Genomic DNA, 24,482 nt, shown 5'->3' with positions numbered 1-24,482 from the left:
AGTCCTGGACACATGAAATCCAAATCCATTTGTTCGGCCCTGATGGCTGGACTCTTCGCCGCCGCTCTGGCGTTGCCTGCTATCACTCTGGCGGAAGAACGCGGCATCCGCGTCGTACCCATCGAAGATGCGGAGGGCAACCAGGTCGGACTGTACCAGGAAAGTCACGCCCTGATCGTCGGTGTCAGCGATTACACCGCAGGCTGGCCGGACCTTCCCGGTGTCAATAAAGACGTGAACCTGGTAAAAAATGCACTGGAGAAACAGGGCTTCAATGTGGTGGTGGTCATGAATCCCAACCACGAGACCTTGCAGAAAGCCTTCAACGATTTCATCAACCGATACGGTCACGGGGTGGACAACCGCCTGCTTTTTTATTTTGCCGGCCACGGTCACACACTGAAGCTGGCCTATGGCGGCGACATGGGCTACATCGTTCCCGCAGACGCGCCCAATCCCAACCGCGACCGGCAGGGCTTTCTGGCGCGGGCCATGGATATGGAACGCATCGAGGTGTATGCCAAGCGCATCGAGTCCAAGCACGCGCTGTTTTTATTCGACAGTTGTTTTTCTGGATCGATCTTCGCCCTCTCCCGCGCGGTGCCGGAAAACATCAGTTACAAAACCAGTCAGCCGGTGCGGCAATTCGTGACCGCCGGAAGCGCGGATGAAACGGTGCCGGACGAAAGCATTTTCCGCGACCAGTTCATCGCCGCGTTGAACGGGGAAGGCGATTCCGACGGGGACGGCTACCTGACGGGAGTCGAGCTGGGTGAGTTTCTGCAGGCCAAGGTGGTGAATTACTCGCAGGGCTCCCAGCACCCTCAATACGGGCGCATCCGAAACCCCTTTCTCGACAAGGGCGACTTCGTGTTCCGGCTGGACCCCAAAGAACCTGAAGCGACGCCGGATTCCATGAACGCGGCAACCGAATTGAGCGAACTGGAGGCGACCATCGCCCGCCTCCAATCGGAAAAGGTGCAGCTTGAAAAGGAAAACGCAAAACTTCAGGAAGGAACCCGGCTGGACCCACCTGCGAAAAACACAACCGACCACACCGATACGCACCAAACCCCGGACAGTGTGACGGGTACGGCCCTGCAAAGAGCGCATCATGCAATCAAGCTGAAACAGTACACCACCGCGTTTCGTATCCTCAAAGTTCAGGCCGCGCGCGGAAATGCGCTGGCTCAGATGATGCTCGCACGCATGTACGTGGAAGCCTGGGGCACACGGCGTAACGTGGTGGAGGCGTACAAATGGATGCTGATCGCTTCGCACAAAAATCCTGAAGCCAAAAATGCGCTTGGCAAGCTGGAGAAACACATGACGCGGAAGCAGATCCGTCGCGCCAGACTATGGGCGAAATCGCGGGTGAACAAACTCCGCCGGGACCGGCGCTGATCCCATTGGACGGCGGGCCGTTTTCTACTTGAAGTCGAGTGCGGTGGAACCGTCCCAGTCCGCGGGCAGGCGCTCAACCTGAAGGCGGTCGATGCGGCTGATCATGTTCAGGCAGGGGGCGTCGTCGGGATGCAGCTTCAAGGCCCGGTTGAAAAATTCGGTTGCTTTCGCAAACTCCCTGTTCAGGTAGGCCTGGAATCCTTCTTCATACAATCGGTAGTATTCGATGTCCTCTTCGGTGATGGGCTTCACCTCCAGTCCGTACACCTCGAAAATCCGAACCGGTTCGTTCTTCCCTTTGACCTTGATGATATCGAGCGGCCGCACGCGGAACACCTCCGGAGTGAGCAGGCTGAATGTTTTTTCCGAGATGATGACCTGCGTGCGGTACAGCTTGTTCACCCCTTCGAGACGCGAGGCGAGGTTGACCGAGTCGCCGATGACGGTGTAGTCGAACACCTGGTCCGACCCCAGGTTGCCCGCAACCAGCATTCCCGTATGGATGCCGATGCGGCAATTCACCTGCACACGGCCCTGCTTTTCCCATTCCGCGTTCAGGGTGCGAAGCGCCACCTGCATGGCGAGCCCCGCGCGCACGGCCTGATCGGCGTGATTCGGACTCGCCAGCGGGATGCCGAACTCCGCCATGATGCCGTCACCCAGGTACTTGTCGATGATCCCGCCGTTTTCGATGACAATGCGGGTCATCTCGGTGAGGTATTCATTGAGCAGGGAGGCCAGGTTCGGCGGGGGCATGGTCTCCGAAACGGTGGTGAACCCCTCCAGGTCGGAGAACAACACCGTCGCCTCCCGCTCCTCGCCCCCGAGCCGCAAGAGGTCCGGGTTATCCAGAAGCTGTTCCACCACCTGCGACGGAACGTAACGTGAAAACGCCGTACGGATGAACGCCCCGTGCCGGGCCAGCGACACCTGCAATCCCACGACCAGCCCCACGAACACCACCAGGCAGGCGGCTGTCACCGAAGTGATCGGAAACAGGGAAAACCGCGTGAACTGCCACCACGCCAAAGCCAGGACCGCCGCAAAGGACACCGCCCCCGTCACGTAATATATCCACAGCTTGCGAAAACAGGCCGCCACTCCCACCAGCAGACTGAATCCGATAACCACTCCATAAACCTGCCAGTCCGGCCAGCGGTCATAAAACCGGTTTTCCAGAAACCCGTTCAGCACCGAGGCATGCACGGCGATGAGCGGTACATTTTCCTCCAGCGGTGTCTGGCCGATATCGCTGATGCCCTGCGACACATCGCCCAGCATCACGAAACGCCCGCCGAAAAACTCGCTCAGGTTGCCCTGCATGTCCTCATCCGCAAACAGCTCGCGCAGGCGGGTGACCGCCACCTTGGGGAAATCGTTTTCCCACGTGCCTGAGTAGGGCACGTACACCTGGCCGCGTTCGTCGATGGGAACCACGACCGCTTCATCCAGCAGGCTTCCCTTGAAAGCCGGGATGGTAAGCGCCCGGCCCCATTCGATGCGGACGCTGTCGAATGGCACGCGGACGTGATCGAGATAAATTCGAAGGGGCATGGAAGGGAAAAACCGCTCACCCAGCTTAATCACAAGAGGGAAATGACGGTACACCCCGTCGGAGTCGTTATGTGCGTTGATGTGCCCGGTGCCTTGTGCCTTTTTGGCAAACAGGTCGTTCTGGAGAACCGGCTGGTCGCCATAATAAGGAACGCCCTGTCCCTTCTCTTCGAGCTTCGCGGAGATTTTTTCGTTCTTCTTTTCGTAAACCGTACCCGGTTTCCATTGGAACGGCTGGGGGGAATCCGAGATGTGAAAAGCAATGGGCAGGTAAGCGGTACGAAGACGACGCAGGGAGCGGGCGAACTTCCTGTCTTCCTCCGCGTCCCCTTCGCGCGCGAAGATGATATCGAACATCACCGCTTCCGGGCGCAACATGGACAGGATGCGGTTGACCCGCGCCATGTATCCGCGGTCCAGCGCGTTCCGGCCGAAATCTTCGTAGGCGTCGTCGGTGACCAGGAGATACAGGAGGCGGGGCGAGGCCGTCGGGCCTTTACCCTCCTCCAGGGCCCGCTTGTGGAACCGGTCGAGTACCTGATAATCCCAACTGGTCCACACCGTTCCCCGCACCAGCCAGAACCCAAGCAGGGCCAGCACCAGCCCCGCATGGAGCAGCAGGATGAGTTTTAGAAACTTTTTACTCCGTAACATCAAACACGAAGCGTTTGATCAGGACAGTTTGGCCGGTGAAGGTGAGCAGGTCCTCTTTCAATTGGTCTTCGGACATGTCCAGGCTGCGCACCGCCCCGGCCATGGAAATCGGCTTTTTCATTTTTTCGGCAATGTCGAGCCCGCCCTTGTCGTAAAGCCCCTCGGCCATTTTTTCCCAGCGGTCGTGCGACGCCTCCCGGCCGGAGAAATCGTTTTCCAGACTTTCAAGCGGTTCCGGGCTGCACACCACCCAGAATGCTTCCTGCGACCGGGTGCCGTCGACCTGGAAGAAATTGCTGCCGGCGGGCAGTTTCAGCACCGATTCGCCGGAAACTTTTTCGTGCAGAAGGAGTTGCGCCTTCTCGTAGTTCGAGTAGATCACGTAAACATGCAGGTCGGTGCGCGGGATCACCACGATGCGAAGCTTGTCCTGGGAGGTGATGTTGTCGCGTGCCCGGGCCCAGATTGAATCATCGTCACTGCGGATTTCGATGGCGATCTTGGCACGGACTTTATCCTCATCGCTGATGGCATTTTCGACGAACAGAAACAAGGCGGCCAGCACGATCAATCCTGCCGATACCAGTTTGGTTGTTTTCATAATTCCTCTCATCGGGTGGACAAAAATGGGATGGGTGTGAATGATGAACCCTCATTGGTATTCTAAAGCCAAAACCCCGAATTCAAAACTGCGTTTTCGCGCTTCCATCCGATTCCAAAATGCGAACCGCCTGCAGGGAACGATTTATCCGGGCGTTTTGCTTTACAGGAGATTCGTTTTCTGAAACAATGATTTAGAGATAACCCAAGGGGCGCGAGGAATTCGAATGGAAAACTGGTTCATGCTTTCGATGGTGGGAAAAGACCGGCCGGGCATTGTCGCCCGTTTGAGCGCATCTTTATGCCGGGCGGGATGCAACCTGGGTGAGTCCTCCATGGCCGCGCTCAGCGACAACTTCACCATCATGATGATGGTTCACTGGGAAGGCACGCAGGATGAACTGATCGGGGTGGTTCAACCCATTGGCGACAACCTGGGCCTCACATTCAACATTCACCCGGTGCCGGGAAAACTGGAACACCACCGCCAGCCCGACATCCGCGTCAGCATCTATGCCGAGGACCGCAAGGGTATCGTCGAGGACGTCACCACCGCACTGGCTGAAGCCGGTCTCAACATCCTGCACCTGGATTCCAACTTCGACGAGGAACCCGGGTCGCCGAAACCCACCTTCTACCTGCATATAGAAGGCACCCTGTCGAAAGGAATCGAACCCGTGGAGAAGGCCCTCGACACCCTCTGCGAGGAAAAGCGGATGAACATCCAACTCATCCCGGTCAGCCCCGGTATCAAATAATCCCCGATCGGGCGGAACCGACACCCGCCTCCCGGAAACCTATGACAGCAGGAAAACCCTTCCGTTTCTCCGGTTTTCTGTTAGAATAGAATAACTCTAATTATTTCAATCGCCTTTAACAGCCTCGGGGCTCCACAGGGAACCGAAGCCTCGAACCCCTTAAAGGGAGACGCTCTGGATGGCAACCCGTCAATCCCCTCTCAATCGTCCTGCCCGGCGACCGCCCCCCCAACCCGAGCCGGAAACCGGAACCCGAAAAGAACTGCCGCTCGCGGAAATCGTGACCGGCGTGGTGATCGTCCTCATCCTCGTTTTCATGGGCATCCCGCGGCTTCTCAACTGGTGGAACGGCATCGAGACCAACCAGGAAGTCGTGGCCTTTTACGACCGTCTTGTCATGGCCCAGAATACCGCGGTGGAAAAACGCAAGCTGGTTTCTGTTACCTTCTTTCCTGAACGCAATGCCTTCAACGTTCACGAGGACATCAACGGCAATGGAGTCGCGGACACGGGGGAGTTTCACGAGGAATTCGGGTTGGGCGACCACCTGCAATTCTACGGCGGATCGTTGCCGGACCTCAAAAACGTCTGGAACGGCAAGCCCGTTGGCAACCGGGGGGTTCAGTTGTTCAACGGGGGAACCCGGTTGACCTTCAATCCCATGGGGCAGACCAGCGACAACGGGGTGGTCTACCTGATTCCCAAAGAGGACGCAGGCGTCACCGCAAAAAACATGCGCGCCCTGCAGTTTCTCAAGACCTCAGGCGAAATCCGTGTATTGCATTATACCGGCCAGAGCGACGCTCCCTGGAAATGAACAACGCCGGTGGCGAGGGCCGATGGAATCGGCCCTTCAAACACCTGAAATAGAAAAATGGGCCGCCTCATAAAAGAGGAACCTGGGGAACCGATTGTTGAAAAATGTGAACAGTGGGTTGCAAAAGTTTGTCAGTCCGGTCACAACTTTGCAACGCCTTCGCCAGATTGATTTCAGGTCCAAAAATTCTCAACCCTTGTAAATCTCATATAAATCAATATATTAAGAAGTTTGATCATAGATGTACACTTGAAGTGGCTTAAGAATTGCACTCTGCAGACCAGCACGGGCCGCAAACCGGGATGCACCAAATGGTTCGTTCCCATGACCGTTGCGAGATTCAGATTGGGGATTCGCGTATTGAGGGGGCAGCCCTTTCCTGCAACCTGGAATTCCAGGGGCCGTCTCATTTTTGAAGTATGGGTTCGGCCCTTATAATAAATTTCACTTCAAGAAATGGATCGGAAAAAAGGGTGACTCGTCCCCCGTCAACAATACCAATATATTTGCATTAATTTTTAAATCCGGCTGCAACGGAATCATAAACAGAGGCCGCCATGCTTACCTTGACCAAAAATAAAGAGAATCAACAGGGTTTTTCGGTGATCGAACTGCTAATCGTCATGGGAATCACTACGGTCCTGATGGGTGCGGCGATCTACACTTTCATGAAGCAGGAAAAAGTGATCCGTACCGAACAGTCCGCCGCCCAGATCCGCGCCTCGGGACGCAACGGCATCAACGAGCTGGCCAAGGAACTGCGCCGCATCGGCTACGGCATGCCGCGCGGCCACGGCCTGTACAGCATCGGCACCAACTACGTGTACTGGTGGGTCAACACCGACGAAGCCACCACGTCCGTGACTGCAGACGTGACTTCCGGCGACACGGCGATCACCGTGCAGGATGCGAACCTGCTGGCGACCCAGTCCGGCGGCTATGGCTACCTGATGCTCCGCACCATCAAGCAGGCCGACCAGTGGAACATGGTCCGCTTCAGCAGCGCCAGCGGCGGCACCACGCTGAACCTGTCCATGTACCCCAACCAGGACTTTTCCGTTTCCACGGATACCGTGCTGGTCAGCAAAATGAAGTACCAGCGCATCACCCACGATGCCACCAACAACGTCATCCAGTTTTTTGATGACGCAGACCCTGTGGTGCCCCTGGTCAACAATGTAGAGACCGTGACCTTCACCTATTACAATTCCGCCGGCAGTACCGTGACCGTTCCGTTATCCAATTCGGGCTGGACCAGTTCCGTGGGCAACACCACCGGTTCGAACAACATTCACACCATCCGCAAAATCGGGATCACGCTGACCATGGAAGACCCGGAGGGTTTTGCCGAGGACATCATTCTCAAAACCGACGTCAACCTGAGGAACATGGGGTCTTAAACTCCCACTTCCAGAAAACAGTCCTCCTCCCGAACGCGACCCGTTCACCCTGCTTCTCGTCCCCCTGTCTGCGCTTGTTCCTGCAGGCAACCAGGACCGGCCCTCTCGTCCTTTGCCCAATTCTTTCATAAGAATTTGATTTTTAATCGTTTATAATATTTATACGGGATCCGGGTCCAAACCGGGCCCAAATCGGGGCTGGTTATAAAATTTTATACGGAATTTGGACAAAATTTGTCCTTTGGGATCAGGTATTCCGATATTCCTGATTTTGTCTTATTCTTTTGTGAAATTCCTTAAGTGTTGAAAAACAACTCATTCTATGGGAATCGTTATATCAGAAACACGATTTTCATCGAAAACGGCTCAAAAATTGCTTTCTAGAGGGGAGAAGCTGAAAAAGCGGAGCCGAACTTTAAACGAGGTTTATAATTAAACCTAGTGGGGGAGTCATGGAACCTCGACAAAAACACACCAAAAATGAATCCGGCTTCACGTTGATCGAGCTGTTGATCGGCATGGCCATCCTCGTGATGGGCCTGCTCACGGTCAATTTCTTTCTCGGCAATTTACTGAATAAAAGCGGCCATCTGGAATCGGCCACGCTGGCCACCACCCTTGCCGCGGAAAAACTGGAAGATCTCAAAAACCAGGCGCTGAGCACCACCCTGACCAGCTCCAACAACGGATCGGACACCCTGGACGAAAACGGCAACGCAGGCGGCAACAAGTTCACGCGCAACTGGACCATCTCCGGCACGTCGGACCAGACGGATGTCGTGGTCACGGTCAGTTGGAGTCGTTCCGGCGTCACTGAATCCCGGACCCTGCAAACCCGGTTGAACCAGGATTAACCATAGAGGTCATCATGAGTACATGGACCCAACTCAATAGAAACCAAAAGGGCTTTTCGGTGATCGAGCTGATCATCGTCATGGGCATCACCACCGTTGTGATGGGTGCGGCGATGTACACCTTCATGAAGCAGGAAAAGGTGATCCGCACCGAACAGGCCGCCTCCCAGATCCGTGCCGCAGGCCGGGCCGGAATCAACGAACTGGCCAAGGAACTGCGCCGCATCGGCTACGGCATGCCGCGCAGCCACGGACTGTACAGCGTAGGATCCAATTACGTTTACTGGTGGATCAACACCGACGACGCCACCACCGCCGTGACGGCGGATGTGACCTCCGGTGACGTGCTGCTCAACGTGCAGGACGCAAACCTGATGGCAACGCAGACCGGAGGCTTCGGCTACCTGATGCTACGCACGGTCAAGCAGGCGGACCAGTGGAACATGGTCCGTTTCACCACCGCGGTCGGGGGCAACATCGTAAACCTGTCCATGTATCCGAACCAGGACTTTTCGGTCTCCACGGATACCGTGCAGGTCAGCAAAATGAGGTACCAGCGCATCACCCACAATGCCACTACCAATATCGTCCAGTTTTTTGATGACGGAGACCCCGTGGTGCCGCTGGTCCACAATGTGAAATCCGTCGCCTTCACCTACTCCAATTCCGCCGGCTCTACCGTGACCGTTCCACTATCCAATACCGGCTGGACCAGCTCTGTGGGCAACACCACGGGTTCGAACAACATTCACACCATCCGCAAAATCGGGATCACGTTGACCATGGAAGATCCCGAAGACTTTGCGGAGGATATTATTCTTAAAACCGATGTCAACTTGAGGAACATGGGATCATGAATACTCACAACCAAAACCACGAACACAGCTTTACAGGGAACATCGGGGAACCCCAGTCCCACCGGAACGAGTCCGGGGCGGTTCTGGTGGTTGTTCTCCTGATGATGGTCGTCTTGATCGGTCTCATTCCGGCCGCCATCAACATGACCCGCAACGATTACACGCGCACCGCGAACTACCAGGAATCCAAGGAAGCGTTCTACATTTCCGAGGCGGGCGTGCAGGAAGCCATCCGGATGACCAAGACCATGAGCCGGGACACCATCCTGGGCACGAACGCGGGACTGCTGGAGCCGGGCGGCACCGTGGTTTCCTTTAACGGGGCCAACTACAACGAATACAACTACGCGAATGGCACCTACAAGATCCGCGTGGACGACAACACGGAGCCGGATGGCGACACCACGACCGATACGGACAAGGTCCTGGTCGTCACCGCCGTGGGCACGTCCAATACGGGTGTGGAGAAAACCATCCGCGCTAACATTTATAAGTTCGATCTTCCGCCGTCCACCTTTCCCTCGGCATTGACCATGGTGGGCCCGCTTTCGGCCGTCAACATCTCCGGTAACTCCTTCGAGGTGAACGGCGCCGATCAGGCCGGCGGCAACGGGCTGGACCTGAGCGGCAACCCGGACGCCAGTTGTCCCGGCAAAGCCGCCGTGGCCTTCGAGTCCAGCGGCCCGGTCACCGAGGTCAGCAACATGAACCAGTGTTCTACGGCCGCCACCAACACCTGCGTGGAGGTTCCCAACGGCAACGCTAACAGCAACGACGGCAACTACACAGGAGTCAATTCCAACACCCGGGATTTTCAGACCAGCCAGAGCACGTTCTCCAGCGCGGACAGTACCGAACTGCACCAGGTTCTGACCGCGGACGGAGACAACGACGGCACGCCGGACCTGGTTTCCAATTACTACACCGGCAACCAGATTTTCAGTGGCGGCGCCTACGGGACCGATGCCAGCCCCCAGATCACTTACGTCACCGGTGACCTGAAAATGACTGGTAACCTGACCGGAAGCGGCATCCTGATCGTCGACGGCAATCTGACTCTGTCCGGCACGGTGAACTGGAACGGCGTCATCCTGGTCGGTGCCTGCACCACCTGCAGCAGCACCGCCACCGACACCACCGGTGTGGGTTCCGGTACCATCAACGGCGCGCTGGTGGTGGGCAACGGCACCCAGGCGCAGGCCGATATCCGTGGTAACTTTGCCATCAACTACAGTTGTGAAGGCATCAACCTCGCCAACGCGGTGTTCAACGACAACGTCAGCGTGGTTGACTGGTTCGAAACCGGAGCCTGATCACCGACGCAACTTTCGATCCCATGTAACAGAAAAGGGCGGCCCGCGGGCCGCCCTTTTTTATTGCGTCGTTCTATCTTTCAATTCTCTACCGGACTTTCATATTCCGGATGTACTCTCCCTGATCACTGTCCGGGAGGCGGAGGAACCTGGCCGGTCGGCTTCGGCTTCTCCTTACCCACTTCCTCGACTTTGATGGAGGAAGGACGGGTCTGCTTCGCGATTTCTTCCTCCTGCTCGATCACTTTCTGCATTTCGGCAACCAGCTTTTCATCCACCTTGGCTTTTTCCAGTTCCTTGCTCAGGGTTTCAACGAATTCATCCTTGGCAATGAGGGCGCTCTTCAGGCGCCGCTCCATGTCCGCCAGCCGTTCCAGGTAGTCCTTGCCCCCCACCTTGGTTTCCTTGTCGGCCGCGGCTTCATCCATCAAATGAAACTTCACCGTATTGAAGACGGGGACGGATTTGGCGGCTTCGGTGATTTCGATTTTCTTGATCAGTTCTTCCTTGCGCGGCAGGTGCTTGTGCACCAGCATGACAAAAAACCGGCCCTCTTCCTTGTCGAACTTGGCGGCGCGGATCCAGCGGCGGTACACCGCGTTTTCGTGGGCCAGGTAATCGCGGGTCTCCACCAGCAGTTTGGCCAGCTCCGGGTCGATGGACGGCCCGGCCTCTTCGCCTTCGCCGCCGCCTTCCTTGCCGCCCTCACCTTCCTTGCCGGCTTCCTGGTTCTTCGAGCCCTCGCCCGTAGCCAGGGACTGGCCTTCCCCCTTACCGGTTGTCAGCTTGGCCTGCTGGATGCTTTCCTGCGCAAACTGGTCCACCGGGGGCGGGACCTGGCCTTTGATCTGGTCCCGGTACTGCACGGGGATGGACGAACGGTAATCGCTGTAGTGCACCATGCCCGCATCATCGATCCAGCGGAACATCTCCGCTTCGGCAGACGCCGGAAACAGTGCCAGCGCACCCACGCCAAGAAGCACCGATTTTTTGAAACGATTCATAATGGTTTCTCTCACGGCTCGATTCTCCCAACCGACCGGGTGCGGTCCCTTGCTTTTCGTGAAAAGCGGAAGGTTTGCCCGGTACAGGATTGCCCCCTTTTTCATTCGCGACGGCTGAGAAGCTTCCCGCCGCTTCGGCACCACGCCATAACTTATTGTAACTGAATACCTTATCATGACATCCTGAGAAATGCAATCGACCCGACTTTGGTTTATACTTGTATCCTCTACAGGGCCCGGTTATTCCGGGTTTTTGGCAGGTACCGAATCACGATGATCACCAACTCCATGAAGAACCGCACGTGCCTGATCACCGGCGCCAACTCCGGCATCGGGTACGAAACCGCCCGCGCCCTGGCGTACATGGGAGCGCGGTTGATCCTGGTGTGCCGCAATCCCGAAAAGGGGGAAGCGGCACTGGCCTCGCTGCGCCAGCGCACCGGCAACGACGATATGGAGCTGATGATCGCCGACCTCGCCTCGCTCCACCAGGTGGAGGAACTTGCTGAAAAGATACGCGCGCGTTACGACGTCCTGCACGTGCTCATCAACAACGCCGGGCTCCTGCAGGGACGGCGGGAGTTGACCGAGGACGGCTACGAGACCACCTTCGCCGTCAACCACCTCGCGCATTACGTGCTGACCCTGCGCCTGCTCGACCTGCTGAAGGCGGGTGCGCCGTCCCGCATCATCAACGTCTCGTCGATCGTTCACCTCATCGGCTCCATCCGTTTCGACGACCCGTTCTTCGAGAAAAAAAGTTATCGCGCCATGTCGGCGTACGCGCAGTCGAAGTTGGCGAACATCCTGTTCACATACAAGCTGGCGCGCCTGCTGGAGGGTTCGGGCATCACGGTGAACGCCATGCACCCCGGCGTGGTGGCGACCAATTTCGGCCACGCGGGGCCCCTGTGGTACAAGCTCGCCAAGGTGTTTGCACGGCCGTTTTACATCCGCCCGCAGAACGGGGCGCGGACACTCATTCACCTGGCCGCCTCTCCCGCCGTGGAAAAGGTCACCGGCACCTATTTCGTGCGCAAACGCTCCGTGCCCACCCTGCCGGTGTCCTACGACACCGGTTTGCAGGACCGGCTGTGGGACATCAGCGGCCAGATGACCGGCGTGCGGTGGCATAATGGCTGAAGAGGGTTCCCCCGCACCGCGTGAGGGGTTGAAGTGGGTGAAGGTCGCCCGTTTCCTCGCCCTGCCCTTTTCACCCGACCGGCTGAAAACCTACCGCCGGGTGAAACGGTTCGAAGACGTGCCGGCCGACGGCCTCCTCGCCGACGGCATCGAGGGCGTTCTGTTGGATGTGGACGGCACGCTGGGCCCGCACCACACGCGCACGTTTCCCGATTCGGTGGTGACGCACGTCAAGTTATTGCAGGCGGTGGGATTGAAAGTGGCGCTGTTCACCAACGCCTTCGAGGACCGCTTCGAGCAGTTCGAAGGCGTGCCTGTGGTCACCAACGTGCCGCCCAAGCCGGACCCGGCCGGATTCCACACCGCCATGCGGGAGTACCTGAAACTCGACGATCCGGCGAAGGTGGTGATGATCGGCGACAACTACATCACCGACGGCGGCGCCATCGATGCAGGCATGCGCTTCATTCATGTAAAACCGGTGCCGGGCGGAGAAAGCGCCTTCCACCACACCACGCGCTACCTGGCGGAACTTTTCGCCCGTGCCTGGCGGCCGGTGGCCACTTCCGCCCTCGCCTCCCGTACCGGATCCGGCCGGCAAGTTTGACATTTGCGCCTGAAAATTCATAAAATGTAGGAAAAAAAGAACGAACGGGGTCAATAGCCGTGAAACGCATTGTTTTCGCGACATTTTTACTGGCAGGATGCATCGCCGTCCCGGCGCTGGCTTTCGCGGATTCGGGTCACAGCCACCATGGGGCCGATCCGTTCAAACTGGAGCCGGACAAGGCCGTGCACTGCGACTTGAACGGACACCGGCACGTCCACGCCAACCAGCCCTGCCCGCACAGGAAACCGTACCGGTCGCCGCGTACGGAGCTCGGTCTCGACTGCGGCGGTCAGCCACAGGGCACCGTGCCGGCACAGTCCGCCCTGGTTCTCAAAACCTTCGGCCCGGCGGGAGGTGCCGCTCGGCTGGTTTCCCTCATGCAGGCCGCTTTTCATCCAATGACACCTTCCCCTTTCGTTTTGTGGGAGACGTCCCCGCCTTCCCCGCCTCCCAAATCGTCCTGATCGATTCCCTTAATTAAATCCCGGTTGCGCGCAAACGAGGTTTTTCCCGGTTCGGGTCCGTCCGTCTTCTTTGAAACAACGGCAACACCCCGAACGAACCCCCTCCGGCCTGCCGGGCAACTTTCATCGATCCAGAACGCAAACGAACCATGACCGAAATTGAAAAAAGTCCGACTCCACCACTTAAAAAGCGCCGCGGCGCCTCACGCATTTTTGCAGGCGGCCTGCACCGGGGGATGGCCGTCCTGCTGGCCCTGTTCCTGCTGTTGCCCGCCAACGCGCAGGCCTACATTGGCCTCTGCTGCGCGCACTGCGGCGGCAACATGCCGCTCAACATTTTCGGCGGCGGCATTCCGGAACCGAAGGAGTTCCGTTTCAAGATCAGCCAGATGTTCATGCGCATGGGTCCCATGCGGGACGGCACCAGGGATCTGAAAACCTCCGAACTCGTCGGCATGCCGGCCATGGGCAAGTTTCCCGCCGTGCCGGAGTCCATGAACATGTGGATGACCATGTTCGGCGGCGCGTACTCGTTCTCCGACGACTTCGCGCTGATGCTCATGAGCAGTTTCAGGTACAACACCATGCCCATGCGCTTCAACGCAATGCTCCAGGCCTCGACGGGCCGATCGGGCTTCACCATGGAATCGTCGGGCCTCGGCGACACCAAGCTCATCGGTAAGTACCGGCTGTATTCCGACGATCACCTGGCGCCGACGCAACAGGTCTCTATGTTGTTCGGGGTGTCCCTGCCGACGGGAAGTATTAAGAAAGAATTCACGGAAAATCCCGCGGCTGGGCAGAACGGCACCCTGCTTCCCTTCAAGATGCAGATGGGCAGCGGCACGTTCGATCCCATCGTCGGGCTGACCTATCAGGGGTCGCGCGATCCGTTCTGGTACGGCGCGAACCTGGTGTACACCGGACGTTTCTACGACAACAGCCAGGATTACCAGCAGGGCGACGAGGTGCGGCTGGATCTTTACAGCATGTACCAGTTTCACCCGCAGTCGGTGGTGCACCTCCAGTTGAACGGATTTTATGAAGGCAGGTACAGCGACGAGCCGCGGCTGGCGAGGGAGCAGGGACACGGCCACGTCGGGTTCAATCCCAACGGACCGTTCACAAGTCCGCTGTTCGACCCGGACAACTACGGCGGAACGAAGCTGAATGTCACCGCGGGCATCCAGTACCAGCCGATCCCGTTGCACGTACTGGAGCTGACGGCATCGGCGCCGGTGACACAGAATCTGCGCGGGCCGCAGCTGGCCGAGGATTACCGGATCATGATCTCGTATTACATCGAGATCCCGACCAAAGACAGCCGCCGTTACAAAGGCATGCCCGCACCCAAAGAACTCGGATTCTAGGGAAGCCGTATGAATGGAATTACTCGAAATCGATTCCCCCTTGTCGCATCGCTGGCTGCCCTTGTTCTGGCTGCCGGGTGCGGTGGCAACCCGTTGCCCGAGGCGGGATCAGCTGATGAGAGGTTGTACCGTGCGAAATGTACCGTCTGTCACAGCTGGCCGCATCCTCAGCGCCACACGGCTGAAGAATGGGACCACTATCTGAAGGTGATGGAGGGTCACATGAAAAAAAAGAACATCGCTTTCACTGAAAGCGAGAAGGAAACCATACGCAACTATCTGCACAGGAACTCACGATGAGACACTTCAATCTTAAAAACAAAGTTCACCTGCTGTTTGCACTGGCGGCATCCCTTCTCCTGCTGACTGGCGCAGGGACCGAATCCCTGCCGCCGAAAGAGAAGCTGTTCGATCAGTTCGGCGTCACCCCGCCGCGCACCGCCAAGGAAGCGCCCGACTTCACGCTGACCACGCTGGAGGGGAAACAGGTAAGCCTGAAGGAATACGAAGGCAAACCCATCCTCATTCACTTCTGGGCCACGTGGTGCGTTCCCTGCAAGGAAGAGCTGCCCACGATCCAGAAACTGCACGAAAATCTGGGCGGCGAGGTGGTTCAGATTCTGACCATCAACATCGATCGCTGGAACAAGGACCGGGTGGAAGAGTTCCAGAAGGATTTCGGCCTGCGCTTTCCGATCCTGCTCGACCCGAAGCAGGAAGTGCGCCGCAAGTACTTCATCATGGGACTGCCCACCAGTTATCTCGTCGGAGCCGACGGTAAGCTCGCCGGGTACATATCCGGTCCGCGGGAATGGAACTCGCCGGTTTCCCACCAGATCATGAAAACCCTGGCACACCATTCCGGTTGAGTCCACGCACTCCAGCACGCATCCAAACAGGAAGGGTGATACAATACGCCCGCGGCTGGATTGAAGGGCCACAACTCACTGCCAACCTGGAGGCCGAGCGGGCATGCAACTGGTATTGCTGATAGGAGCGGGGGGATTTGCAGGCGCCATCCTGCGATTCTGGGTGAGCGGCTGGATTCAGAACGGGCTGGTCACGTTTCCACTGGGGACACTCGGCGTGAACTTCATCGGCAGTTTCCTGCTGAGCCTCATCATGTACCTGTCGGAGTTCAAGGGCGTGTTCACCGAAGAGACGCGGGTGTTTCTCACTATCGGCGTGCTTGGCTCCTTCACCACCATGTCCACCTTCGGCTACGAATCGTTCAAGCTTCTCGAACAGAATGAACTCGGCCTGTTCAGCCTCAATGTTGTGGGGTCGGTGACCCTGGCACTCCTTGGCGTGTACCTCGGGCGCCTCATCTCGGTGAACCTGTAATCATGAAAAAAGAAACCGAAGCGATCCTGTTGCGGATTTTCATCGGCGAAGACGACCGGCACGAAGGCCGTCCCCTTTACAAATACCTGGTCGAGCTGTTCCGCAAGGAGGGGATGGCCGGGGCAACGGTCCTGCGCGGCACCGACGGCTTCGGCAAAACCAGTCACTACCACACCACCTCCATCCTGCGCCTGTCCACGGACCTGCCCATCGTCATCGAGGTCGTCGACACGCGTGAGAAAATCGAAGGCGTCCTGCCGAAGCTGGAAGGCGTCGTCACTTCCGGGCTCATCACCGAAGAAAAAGTCACCATCGTGTTTTACGAAGGCGACGAAACCAAATCCCGCTAGAACCGGTAAGTGAGCAGGCCGCTCCAATACACGATATCGTTCGCGGGTGCTGTCTGCTCGATGAACGATCCCGCCTCGAAATGGTTGTAGATGGCGCGGATGTCGAGATGCCGGTCGAACGCGTACTTGATCTCCACTTCCTGTTGCGTGCCGACGTAGCGCGCGTTGCTCAATTGTCCCGTCCTCAATATTCCGTTGCCGATGGAATACACGCCGTCGTTAAGGGACTCGCGCCAGACAAACATTGTGCTCGCCGTCCCCGACCAGTGGCGGTCCAGCTTGAAACTGACACGGGGTTGAAGCTGGTAGGTGTTGATGAGCCCCACCGGCGCGCTCTGGCTGATGTGCTTGCCTTTCGGGAACATCGGGTTGAAGGAGTTGAGGTCCCCGTCGGCGGCGTTGTTGTCGCCGCTGTACACGTCCGCCCGCACGCTCAACCTCGCAGACCGCTCATTCGCAAAAAGCACGGTGTACCCCGTGTCGGAAGCCGCCGCCCATGCACTGATCGTTGAGTCGCCGAACGTGCCGAACTGGTACACGAACTCGAAATCGAAATCGAGCGCGCCCTCCTTTCCCCAAATCCGCGTTCCGAGGGTGTGACGGATTTCGTTGGCGATTCCCTGGTCGAACGCGTGCGCTTCGTGGTTAAGTCCGACGTAATACAGATCGACATTCACCGGAAACCGCCAACCGGTTTTGTGAACGCCGTAGAGTCCCCACCAGCTTTGCTCGTTACCTGAGTTGTTGTCGAAGAAATCGCGTGAAATCTGAACCGGCCGCGCGATGAATCCAGTGACGGTGGTCTCCTCATCCTGCCACGTCAGCATGGCGGCGTCGTGGCTGAGACGCAGGTTCGGACGTTCGCGGTAATTGAAAAACCGTCGTGCGCCGAAAATGATCTCCTGCCGGCCGAGCCGCAGGGTGAAATTCGACGCACCCGAGCCTGGAAGTTTGAAGTCGGCGAACAGCTGGTTGATGTCCATCCGGTCTTCATCGACGCCGCGGGGTCCGCCTGTACGGCCCGACTCTGTACCTGTCTGCAACTGGAAGAACAGGCGGAAGCGGTCCTTCGCGTGGAAGTCCGCGTGCAGCAGGTATCGTTGCAGGTACCAGCCGTTTTCATCCTGGGAGCCCGCCCCCCAGTTTTCGTTGTCGATGTATTCGAAGTGCTGGCGGGTTTCACCGCCCAGGGAAAAATAGAAGTCTCCCTGCCTGTCTATAGGGATGAACTTCAGGGAATCCAGGTAATCGGTCCGCCGGGAGGCGTCCCGCAGAAAAGAGTAAACTTCTTTGTACCGGGATTGATTATAAGGAGGCCGGTCGGCTTCGTTTGCCGCCAGGGCCGGTGTCACGCACAGTGTCAGGGTGGCAACCACCCACCAGATCCAATTTGACTGTCGCATAGCTCTTCAGTTTATATTTCATGTTAGAGAACTCCATAAGCCATCATCGCGTCAGCCACTTTTTTGAATCCCGCCAGATTGGCGCCTTTCGCATAGTCGATGTAGCCGCCATCAACAACGCCATAATCGATGCACTGTTGATGGATATCCGCCATGATCCCCTTCAATAGCAGATCCACATCCTCCCCGGACCAGGCCATGTAAGTGGTGTTCTGCGTCATCTCCAATCCGGAAACCGCAACTCCACCTGCATTCGAAGCCTTGCCGGGAGCGTATAATATGCGCTCCTCCTGAAACACACGGATTGCCTCCGGTGTGCACGGCATATTGGCACCCTCTGCAACGGCAATGCAACCGTTTTTTAACAATTCCTTCGCGTCGTCCTGAAACAATTCGTTTTCTGTTGCACACGGAAAGGCCAGATCACACTTCACACCCCATGGCTTTTTGCCTTCATGATATTCGCAATCGAATTTATCCGAATACTCCGCAATGCGCCCTTTCTTAAACAGCTTCAGGTCTTTGATGAACTCCAGTTTTTCTTCATTCAATCCGTCTTTGTCGTATATCGTGCCGGAAGAATCCGACAACGTCACCACCTTCGCACCCAGGTCCATCAGTTTCTCGGCAGTGAACACCGCCACGTTGCCCGAACCGGACACGGCGCAGGTTTTGCCTTTGATGGATTCGCCCCTATGTTTCAGCATGCTTTCCATGAAGTAGGCGCACCCGTAACCCGTGGCTTCCTTGCGGATGTGGCTGCCGCCGAATTCCAGTCCTTTGCCTGTCAACGCGCCGGTGAATTCGTTGCGCAGACGTTTCCACTGCCCGAACAGGAAACTGATCTCCCGGGTGCCGACTCCGATGTCGCCCGCGGGGATGTCGATGTTGTTGCCGATGTGCTTGCACAGCTCGGTCATGAAGGCCTGGCAGAATCGCATGATCTCGCGTTCGGATTTTCCCTTGGGATCGAAATTGGAACCGCCCTTCGCCGACCCCATCGGCAGGGTGGTGAGGCTGTTTTTGAATGTCTGCTCGAAGGCGAGGAACTTGAGCACACTCAGGTTGACCGAGGGATGAAACCGCAGGCCGCCCTTGTATGGGCCGATGGCGTTGCTGTGTTGCACACGGTAACCGCGGTTCACGCGGTACTTGCCCCGGTCATCCTCCCAGCAGACGCGGAAGATGATGATGCGGTCCGGTTCTGACAGCCGTTCGAGGATACGGGCCTTGATGTATTTGGGATGCTCGTTGATGTAGGGGATGACCGAGACAGCGACTTCCTGCACCGCCTGGTAGAACTCCGGCTCGCCGGGATTGCGCTTGACGAACCCTTCCATGAACTTGTCCAATTCCATAAATCACTTTCCGCGTGGAGACCACGCTTTCTTTATGTATGAGATTCCTCTCCAACCCCGCGGTTGAGGCGATCAATTGTTCTGCGCTTCATCAGGCCGAACGGTCATGTCCCCAAGTTTGAGGAAGATGCCTTCCTCTCCCCGCTCTTGAACCTGAATTCCTTTATGATGGCGCGCCTCGAACATGGTTTCAAACGCAGTGGAATCCAGGCGGTACTCCCCACCCTGCTTATCAATGATCACCATCAGTGCTACCAGAAGTTTTTCGATTTGTTCATCCATGCTTGCCTCACGCGTAGGGTTTGCGATCACTGGTGAGCCAGCGCCAGCCCAGCCAGATCCAGGTCCAGATCATGCCGATCCACCCAAGCGTTCGGGTGATGGCGGCGATTTTCGTGTCCTGCATGATCAGGCCCCATTGAAAAAACAGATTGCGCCAGTCGTGCGCCTCCGCCCCCAGCCCTCCAATCAGGGGCAGGCGCAGCGCCCGGGCGTCCGCCATGTACACGGCGATGTCCAGAAAGTTCTCGAAAAACCAGAACCCGCCGACGGCGAATCCAACCGTATCGCGTTGCCGCCAGAAGGCGACGGTCACGACCAGCGGAATCAACAACTGGCCCAGCGTGCCGCCGAGAATGCCGATGGTCTCGCCGAAAATTCCAAACGCCGGATGGCCGAATTCGTGAAACACCAGATTGACCTGGTGAAGAAAGCGCAGGGCCGCACGGTCCATCATTCCCGGGTCCACCGCCATCAGGTAAAGAAGGTAAGCGAACGCAACCGATGTACAGCCAAGCGCCAGCCCGGATACCGGTTTCCATGGCTCCGAAGCGGGGGCCCGGATGCGGTCCCACAAACCGGGTTCGGGTTCCTCATCCATGCAGAATTTGTCATTTCGCATCAAACTGGTAGCCCTTTTCACGCACGGTTTGGATAAAGCAGGGTTTCTGCGGCTTTTTCTCAAAATGCTTGCGCAAACGCGCGATAAAATTATCCACCGTGCGCGTCTCCGTGTCCGGCGCGTAACCCCAGACCTTCTCCAGCAACTCTTCACGGGACACCGGCTGCCCCTCGTTGGCGATCAACAGGTTCATGATCATGATTTCCTTCGACGTCAGATAGAAGTCACCATTCTGGCCGCGTGCCTTGCCCGTTTTGAAATCGATCCACATGTCGTCGAAACGGTAAACATCTTCACTTTGCGAAACCTGCTGGTACCACTGCTTGCGGCGGAGGATGCCCTTCACACGCAACAGCAGTTCCGGCAGGTGAAACGGCTTGGTGAGGTAATCATCGGCACCCGCTTCCAATCCTTCGGTGCGGTCGTCGTCGGTTGATTTTGCAGTCAGCATGAGAATGGGGAAACGGTAATCGGTTTCCCTGATCTTGCGGGCGACTTCCAGCCCTCCCAAACCGGGCAGCATGAGGTCGAGGATCATCATTTCGTAGAAACCTTCCTCGTATTCCCTGAGAGCCGATTCCCCATCTTCGACAATCGTCACCCGGTACCCCTCTTTCTCCAAATTGAAAGCGAGTCCTTTCGCCAGGTGTTTTTCATCCTCGACCAGCAGTAATTTCTTTCCATTTGTCATAATAAAACTCTTCTTACGAATGATTGCCGGACCCGGGGGGGTTCCCATTTGCGGGCAACAGCACAGTGAACACACACCCCTTGTCCCGCCCTTCACTTTTCACTTCGATGTGTCCCTTGTGGTTTTTCACGATTTCATTGCAAATGTACAACCCGAGCCCGGCCCCCTCGATGTTCTGGGTTTGGGGATTGCGCACCCGGTAAAATTTCTTGAATACTTTTTTGCGGTCCTTTTCATCCATACCGATTCCCTGGTCGATGAAATCAATCTGGTAATACTTGCCCTCCAATCCCATTCGTATTTTGAACTGCTTGCCCGAGGAGGAATAACGAAGTGCGTTGCCGATGAGGTTATTGAACACCATCCGCATCGCCCGTTTATCCAGGTTCAACGTCGGCGCTTCCTCAATCTCCAAATGCGCAGCGCAGTTTTTTTCCTCGAACTGACGTCGGTGGCTCTGCACCAGTTCCTCGAGAAACGGCTTCATCTCCACCGGCTTCAACTGCAACTGCATGTTTTTGGATTCCGGACTGCTGGCTTCGAGAATGTTCTCAATCAATGCGGACAGGCGTTCGGTGTCGGAGAGCATCGTTTCCACAAAATCGCGGGCCTCCTCCGGCGACAGCTTCTGGTATTTCATCGTCTCCAGGTAAAGCTGGATCGACGCCAGCGGCGATTTCAGTTCATGGGACACGCTGGAGATGAAGTCGCTTTGCATTTGGTTCAGGCGGGCCTGTTTGTTGTAATAGACGAACATGATCATCACCCCGCCCAGGATGAACAGCATCAGCACGCATCCCTCAATCAGGATGACCCAGTTGAGATCAGGCGAAAACAACTCCGGCCGAAGGCGCTGGGCGAACTCCTGAAAATCCTGGCGGTTCTTCAGGTACCAGTTGATCCAGATCGCCATCAGGAACACCCAGGCGATCTGCACCCCGATGAACACCATGATGGGGTGGAACAGCGTCCTCAATTTGCTCATGATGGCCAAACAAAATCTCCAGAATTGGGGGGGCAAAACCCATGTCAGAATTTCACCCAAACAGGGTGTGCAAGTCCTTCAAATTGCGTCTTTTTCAAATGTTACAAAGGTTTTACATCCAATAAAACCAATCAAATGTATCTTGTATGGGAGTACAGAAGTGCTTTCCATTAATTCAATTTCATTTTCATTCTAACGCATTCTCAGGTGGAGAGGAAATCCATGGGCGAAATTAGAGAATTCAATCCCAAATACCGGTTCAGCATGGCCAACGTTTATTATTTCGGCTTCCTGCACGCCATGGCGTTGCTGGCCGTTTTTCCCTTCGCCTTTTCGTGGAGCGCTGTGGCGGTGATGCTGGTGCTCAACTGGATGACGGCGTCTCTCGGCATCTGCCTCGGGTTTCACCGCTACCTGACCCACCGCAGTTTTGAAATGCCCAAATGGCTGGCCTACTTCTTCGTATTCGTCGGTACCCTGGCCTGCCAAAACGGCCCGATCAAATGGGTCGGCCAGCACCGAATGCACCATGCCAACTCCGACACCGACGGCGATCCGCACAGCGCGGCGCGGGGTTTTTGGTGGTCCCATATGGCCTGGATGTTTTATGTGCATTCCGACTTTGACGACAAGCAGAAACTTCTGGACTACACGAAGGACTTCAACGGCGACCGGTTTTACCAGTTCCTGGACAACCACTTCATCAAGATCCAGATCGCGTTCGGTTGCCTGCTGTACGCCATCGGCGGCCTGCCCTGGGTGATTTGGGGCATCTTCGTCCGCGTGGTTCTGGTTTACCATCAAACCTGGCTGGTGAACAGCGCCTCACACATGTTTGGCTACAAGAATTTCAAATTGCAGAAAGACCTGTCCACCAACTGCTGGTGGGTGGGCATGCTCGCTTTCGGTGAAGGCTGGCACAACAACCATCACGCTTTCCCCAGCTCCGCACGGCACGGCCTGCACGCATGGGAAATCGACCCGACGTGGATGGTCATCAGCCTGCTTCGGAAACTGGGCCTCGCCACCAACCTAAAGGTGGTTCAGCTTCAGCCGAAGGAGTCGGAAGCCGACGAATACTATCAGGGCGAAATGGTCAAGCAGGCGGCGTAACGCCGCCTGCGGGCCAGGCCCGATTTCACCCCCGCACCTCCCTCACTCCTTCAATCCTGGAAATACCGATCACCGCCGCTTCGCGGTCGGCGCCCTTCCTGAACGACAGCCGGTAGTCGATCTCCGCTTCATTCTGGTCGTTGTCCAGTTTGAAATGAATGTCTTCCACGGAAAAACCATGGCGTCGGAAGACCTCCGTGCATTTCTGACGTACATTTTCGTATTGCGTCAGGCTGGTTTGCACCACCATTGCCTTGTATTGATCGACCGGCATCCAGTCCCCCACAAAGCGGAAAAAGAACAGCATGATGAAAACGAACAGGGTTCCCCAAAGCGCCAGCGGGTAGATTCCCTTGCCGATCACGATACCGAGTCCGGCGACAAACCACACGCACCCGGCGGTAGTGAGCCCGCGGACCATGTCCGATTCCCGCAAGATGGCTCCGCCTCCCAGAAAACCGATGCCGGTGATGATGCCCGCCGACATGCGGTTGACATCCAGAATGTTACCCGACTCCATATTTTGTGAATAATACTCGGTGCCGAGGATCATCATCGCCGCGCCGAGGCACACTACGATGTGCGTGCGGAACCCTGCGGGACGGCCATGAATTTCCCGTTCTATGCCCACCACACCGCCCAGAACAATTGCCAGCAGCAACCGCAACAGGACTTCTCCGTCTATCCACCACTCGATGTCCATAAGCCGTATGCCTCCCGAAGCTCAGCGTTCATTCATCCCACTCAAACTCAACGTGGTATCCGGCGTATTTGCGCAGATTGATCACCCGGCTGTCAAAAATAAGGTACTGTCCCTTGATCCCGGTCAACCGTCCGGACAACGTGTTTTCCTTGTCCAGGTTGTGGCTCACGATTTTAGCGGGAACTTCCAGAACCGGATAGGTGAGCGACTGCACCGGTTCGCTGTCCAGGAAAAAAGAACGAAGATCCTCTGGAAACCATTCGTACACCTGGCCGCGCATGATTTCCAGGTCCGCCTCATCCACCTCCCCTTTCAGCATGCGCCGCCAGTTGGTTTTGTCCGACATGTTTTTTGCAAGCGCCACCTCGATCTGTCCCGCCAGTTTCCGTTCCGGGGTGCGGGCGATCACCAGCCCATTCACCGCCCCCTGGTCGATCCAGCGGGACGGAATATTCCAGTGCCGTGTCACACCCACTTTGACGGACGAGGTCAGCGACAGGTACACGAAATGGTCCACCTTGCAGTGCGTTTCGTAAAACTCGCGATCCCGTTCGTTCCCCTTTTCGTGCTCGCATCGTTCCGGCCGCACGGAGCACATGGCGTTTTCCGGCAGGTCGCGGGCACAGGGAAAGCAGTAACCTTCATCATAGGTTTTCTTGATAACCCGGCCGCACTCGACGCATGTGATGCGCCCGCTGAACCTGAGGGTCAACTGCCGCTCGAGTGCGGAATTGATAGCGACGGGGCTTTCATCCAGGTCGAGAAAATACTGGATGGGATCGCCCGCTTCATGACGCATTTTGCGAAGTTGTCCGGAAACTTTCATGAAAAT

Annotated in this window: 27 protein-coding genes; 16 read left to right on the top strand and 11 right to left on the bottom strand. The window is 56.8% G+C overall.

Features of this window, described 5'->3' with window-relative positions; translation table 11 throughout:
- Positions 1-12 precede the first annotated feature (12 nt).
- Entirely contained in the window at positions 13-1,404 is a 1,392-nt protein-coding gene (locus ACTRXA_RS13245; RefSeq protein WP_442427646.1) for a caspase family protein, read from the top strand.
- 24 nt (positions 1,405-1,428) lie between these two features.
- Here the strand turns inward: ACTRXA_RS13245 and ACTRXA_RS13240 are convergent, their stop codons facing one another.
- The gene (locus ACTRXA_RS13240) at positions 1,429-3,612 is read right to left on the bottom strand and encodes a CHASE2 domain-containing protein (protein WP_442427645.1); all 2,184 of its coding nucleotides are present in this window, start codon (positions 3,610-3,612) and stop codon (positions 1,429-1,431) included.
- Positions 3,599-4,213: a hypothetical protein gene (locus tag ACTRXA_RS13235; RefSeq protein ID WP_442427644.1), complete on the bottom strand. Its 615-nt coding sequence runs from the start codon at positions 4,211-4,213 to the stop codon at positions 3,599-3,601. The genes ACTRXA_RS13240 and ACTRXA_RS13235 overlap by 14 nt, the downstream gene beginning before the upstream one ends.
- Positions 4,214-4,439: 226 nt before the next feature.
- On the opposite strand from ACTRXA_RS13235, the gene ACTRXA_RS13230 reads away from it, so the two are divergent.
- The 6 genes from ACTRXA_RS13230 (at position 4,440) to ACTRXA_RS13205 (ending at position 10,211) form a co-directional block, all read left to right on the top strand.
- A complete protein-coding gene (locus tag ACTRXA_RS13230; protein ID WP_442427643.1) occupies positions 4,440-4,970 on the top strand; it encodes a glycine cleavage system protein R in 531 nt (176 codons plus the stop codon).
- 178 nt (positions 4,971-5,148) lie between these two features.
- The gene (locus ACTRXA_RS13225) at positions 5,149-5,787 is read left to right on the top strand and encodes a GspH/FimT family pseudopilin (RefSeq protein ID WP_442427642.1); all 639 of its coding nucleotides are present in this window, start codon (positions 5,149-5,151) and stop codon (positions 5,785-5,787) included.
- Positions 5,788-6,344: 557 nt separating this feature from the next.
- A complete protein-coding gene (locus ACTRXA_RS13220) occupies positions 6,345-7,187 on the top strand; it encodes a PilW family protein (RefSeq protein ID WP_442427641.1) in 843 nt (280 codons plus the stop codon).
- 452 nt (positions 7,188-7,639) lie between these two features.
- The gene (locus ACTRXA_RS13215) at positions 7,640-8,041 is read left to right on the top strand and encodes a type IV pilus modification PilV family protein (protein ID WP_442427640.1); all 402 of its coding nucleotides are present in this window, start codon (positions 7,640-7,642) and stop codon (positions 8,039-8,041) included.
- A gap of 14 nt (positions 8,042-8,055) precedes the next feature.
- Positions 8,056-8,898: a PilW family protein gene (locus ACTRXA_RS13210; RefSeq protein ID WP_442427639.1), complete on the top strand. Its 843-nt coding sequence runs from the start codon at positions 8,056-8,058 to the stop codon at positions 8,896-8,898.
- Complete coding sequence (locus ACTRXA_RS13205; protein WP_442427638.1) at positions 8,895-10,211, top strand: hypothetical protein; 1,317 nt, start codon at positions 8,895-8,897, stop codon at positions 10,209-10,211. The genes ACTRXA_RS13210 and ACTRXA_RS13205 overlap by 4 nt, the downstream gene beginning before the upstream one ends.
- Before the next feature lie 125 nt (positions 10,212-10,336).
- On the opposite strand, the gene ACTRXA_RS13200 is transcribed toward ACTRXA_RS13205, so the two are convergent.
- The gene (locus ACTRXA_RS13200) at positions 10,337-11,215 is read right to left on the bottom strand and encodes a DUF4124 domain-containing protein (RefSeq protein ID WP_442427637.1); all 879 of its coding nucleotides are present in this window, start codon (positions 11,213-11,215) and stop codon (positions 10,337-10,339) included.
- A 273-nt stretch (positions 11,216-11,488) separates the two neighbouring features.
- On the opposite strand from ACTRXA_RS13200, the gene ACTRXA_RS13195 reads away from it, so the two are divergent.
- From ACTRXA_RS13195 to ACTRXA_RS13160, 8 genes are all read left to right on the top strand, one after another.
- The gene (locus tag ACTRXA_RS13195) at positions 11,489-12,358 is read left to right on the top strand and encodes an SDR family oxidoreductase (RefSeq protein WP_442427636.1); all 870 of its coding nucleotides are present in this window, start codon (positions 11,489-11,491) and stop codon (positions 12,356-12,358) included.
- Positions 12,351-12,965 (top strand): HAD family hydrolase, encoded by a 615-nt coding sequence (locus ACTRXA_RS13190; RefSeq protein WP_442427635.1) that lies wholly within the window; start codon positions 12,351-12,353, stop codon positions 12,963-12,965. Before ACTRXA_RS13195 ends, ACTRXA_RS13190 begins: the two co-directional genes overlap by 8 nt.
- Positions 12,966-13,024: 59 nt before the next feature.
- Positions 13,025-13,432: a hypothetical protein gene (locus tag ACTRXA_RS13185; RefSeq protein ID WP_442427634.1), complete on the top strand. Its 408-nt coding sequence runs from the start codon at positions 13,025-13,027 to the stop codon at positions 13,430-13,432.
- Between the two features lie 149 nt (positions 13,433-13,581).
- Positions 13,582-14,802 (top strand): transporter, encoded by a 1,221-nt coding sequence (locus ACTRXA_RS13180; protein ID WP_442427633.1) that lies wholly within the window; start codon positions 13,582-13,584, stop codon positions 14,800-14,802.
- A gap of 9 nt (positions 14,803-14,811) precedes the next feature.
- The gene (locus ACTRXA_RS13175) at positions 14,812-15,102 is read left to right on the top strand and encodes a cytochrome C (protein ID WP_442427632.1); all 291 of its coding nucleotides are present in this window, start codon (positions 14,812-14,814) and stop codon (positions 15,100-15,102) included.
- Positions 15,099-15,671 carry a TlpA family protein disulfide reductase gene (locus tag ACTRXA_RS13170; protein WP_442427631.1) on the top strand — a complete coding sequence of 191 codons (573 nt, stop codon included), beginning with the start codon at positions 15,099-15,101 and terminating at the stop codon, positions 15,669-15,671. Before ACTRXA_RS13175 ends, ACTRXA_RS13170 begins: the two co-directional genes overlap by 4 nt.
- A gap of 103 nt (positions 15,672-15,774) precedes the next feature.
- Positions 15,775-16,146 carry a fluoride efflux transporter CrcB gene (crcB, locus tag ACTRXA_RS13165; RefSeq protein ID WP_442427630.1) on the top strand — a complete coding sequence of 124 codons (372 nt, stop codon included), beginning with the start codon at positions 15,775-15,777 and terminating at the stop codon, positions 16,144-16,146.
- Between the two features lie 2 nt (positions 16,147-16,148).
- Positions 16,149-16,496: a DUF190 domain-containing protein gene (locus ACTRXA_RS13160; RefSeq protein WP_442427629.1), complete on the top strand. Its 348-nt coding sequence runs from the start codon at positions 16,149-16,151 to the stop codon at positions 16,494-16,496.
- On the opposite strand, the gene ACTRXA_RS13155 is transcribed toward ACTRXA_RS13160, so the two are convergent.
- The 6 genes from ACTRXA_RS13155 to ACTRXA_RS13130 all read right to left on the bottom strand — a co-directional run bounded on the left by ACTRXA_RS13155 (position 16,493) and on the right by ACTRXA_RS13130 (position 21,834).
- Positions 16,493-17,899: an alginate export family protein gene (locus ACTRXA_RS13155; protein WP_442427628.1), complete on the bottom strand. Its 1,407-nt coding sequence runs from the start codon at positions 17,897-17,899 to the stop codon at positions 16,493-16,495. The genes ACTRXA_RS13160 and ACTRXA_RS13155 overlap by 4 nt on opposite strands.
- 23 nt (positions 17,900-17,922) lie before the next feature.
- The gene (gene gdhA / locus ACTRXA_RS13150; RefSeq protein ID WP_442427627.1) at positions 17,923-19,257 is read right to left on the bottom strand and encodes an NADP-specific glutamate dehydrogenase; all 1,335 of its coding nucleotides are present in this window, start codon (positions 19,255-19,257) and stop codon (positions 17,923-17,925) included.
- Positions 19,258-19,329: 72 nt separating this feature from the next.
- The gene (locus ACTRXA_RS13145) at positions 19,330-19,539 is read right to left on the bottom strand and encodes a hypothetical protein (RefSeq protein WP_442427626.1); all 210 of its coding nucleotides are present in this window, start codon (positions 19,537-19,539) and stop codon (positions 19,330-19,332) included.
- Between the two features lie 7 nt (positions 19,540-19,546).
- Complete coding sequence (locus ACTRXA_RS13140) at positions 19,547-20,158, bottom strand: hypothetical protein (protein WP_442427625.1); 612 nt, start codon at positions 20,156-20,158, stop codon at positions 19,547-19,549.
- Positions 20,148-20,849 (bottom strand): response regulator transcription factor, encoded by a 702-nt coding sequence (locus ACTRXA_RS13135; protein ID WP_442427624.1) that lies wholly within the window; start codon positions 20,847-20,849, stop codon positions 20,148-20,150. The genes ACTRXA_RS13140 and ACTRXA_RS13135 overlap by 11 nt, the downstream gene beginning before the upstream one ends.
- 13 nt (positions 20,850-20,862) lie before the next feature.
- The gene (locus ACTRXA_RS13130; RefSeq protein ID WP_442427696.1) at positions 20,863-21,834 is read right to left on the bottom strand and encodes a sensor histidine kinase; all 972 of its coding nucleotides are present in this window, start codon (positions 21,832-21,834) and stop codon (positions 20,863-20,865) included.
- Between the two features lie 222 nt (positions 21,835-22,056).
- On the opposite strand from ACTRXA_RS13130, the gene ACTRXA_RS13125 reads away from it, so the two are divergent.
- Positions 22,057-22,947, top strand: a complete 891-nt coding sequence (locus tag ACTRXA_RS13125) for an acyl-CoA desaturase (RefSeq protein WP_442427623.1) — start codon at positions 22,057-22,059, stop codon at positions 22,945-22,947.
- A gap of 25 nt (positions 22,948-22,972) precedes the next feature.
- On the opposite strand, the gene ACTRXA_RS13120 is transcribed toward ACTRXA_RS13125, so the two are convergent.
- A complete protein-coding gene (locus tag ACTRXA_RS13120; RefSeq protein ID WP_442427622.1) occupies positions 22,973-23,650 on the bottom strand; it encodes an MgtC/SapB family protein in 678 nt (225 codons plus the stop codon).
- A 28-nt stretch (positions 23,651-23,678) separates the two neighbouring features.
- The gene (locus ACTRXA_RS13115; protein ID WP_442427621.1) at positions 23,679-24,476 is read right to left on the bottom strand and encodes a DUF2797 domain-containing protein; all 798 of its coding nucleotides are present in this window, start codon (positions 24,474-24,476) and stop codon (positions 23,679-23,681) included.
- Positions 24,477-24,482: the final 6 nt, after the last annotated feature.

It is taken from the genome of Nitrospina sp. P1_D6 (assembly GCF_052156615.1).
Lineage (GTDB): Bacteria > Nitrospinota > Nitrospinia > Nitrospinales > Nitrospinaceae > Nitrospina.
The sequence above is the reverse complement of the archived record's forward strand: the minus strand, read 5'-3'. Positions and strand labels throughout refer to the sequence as shown.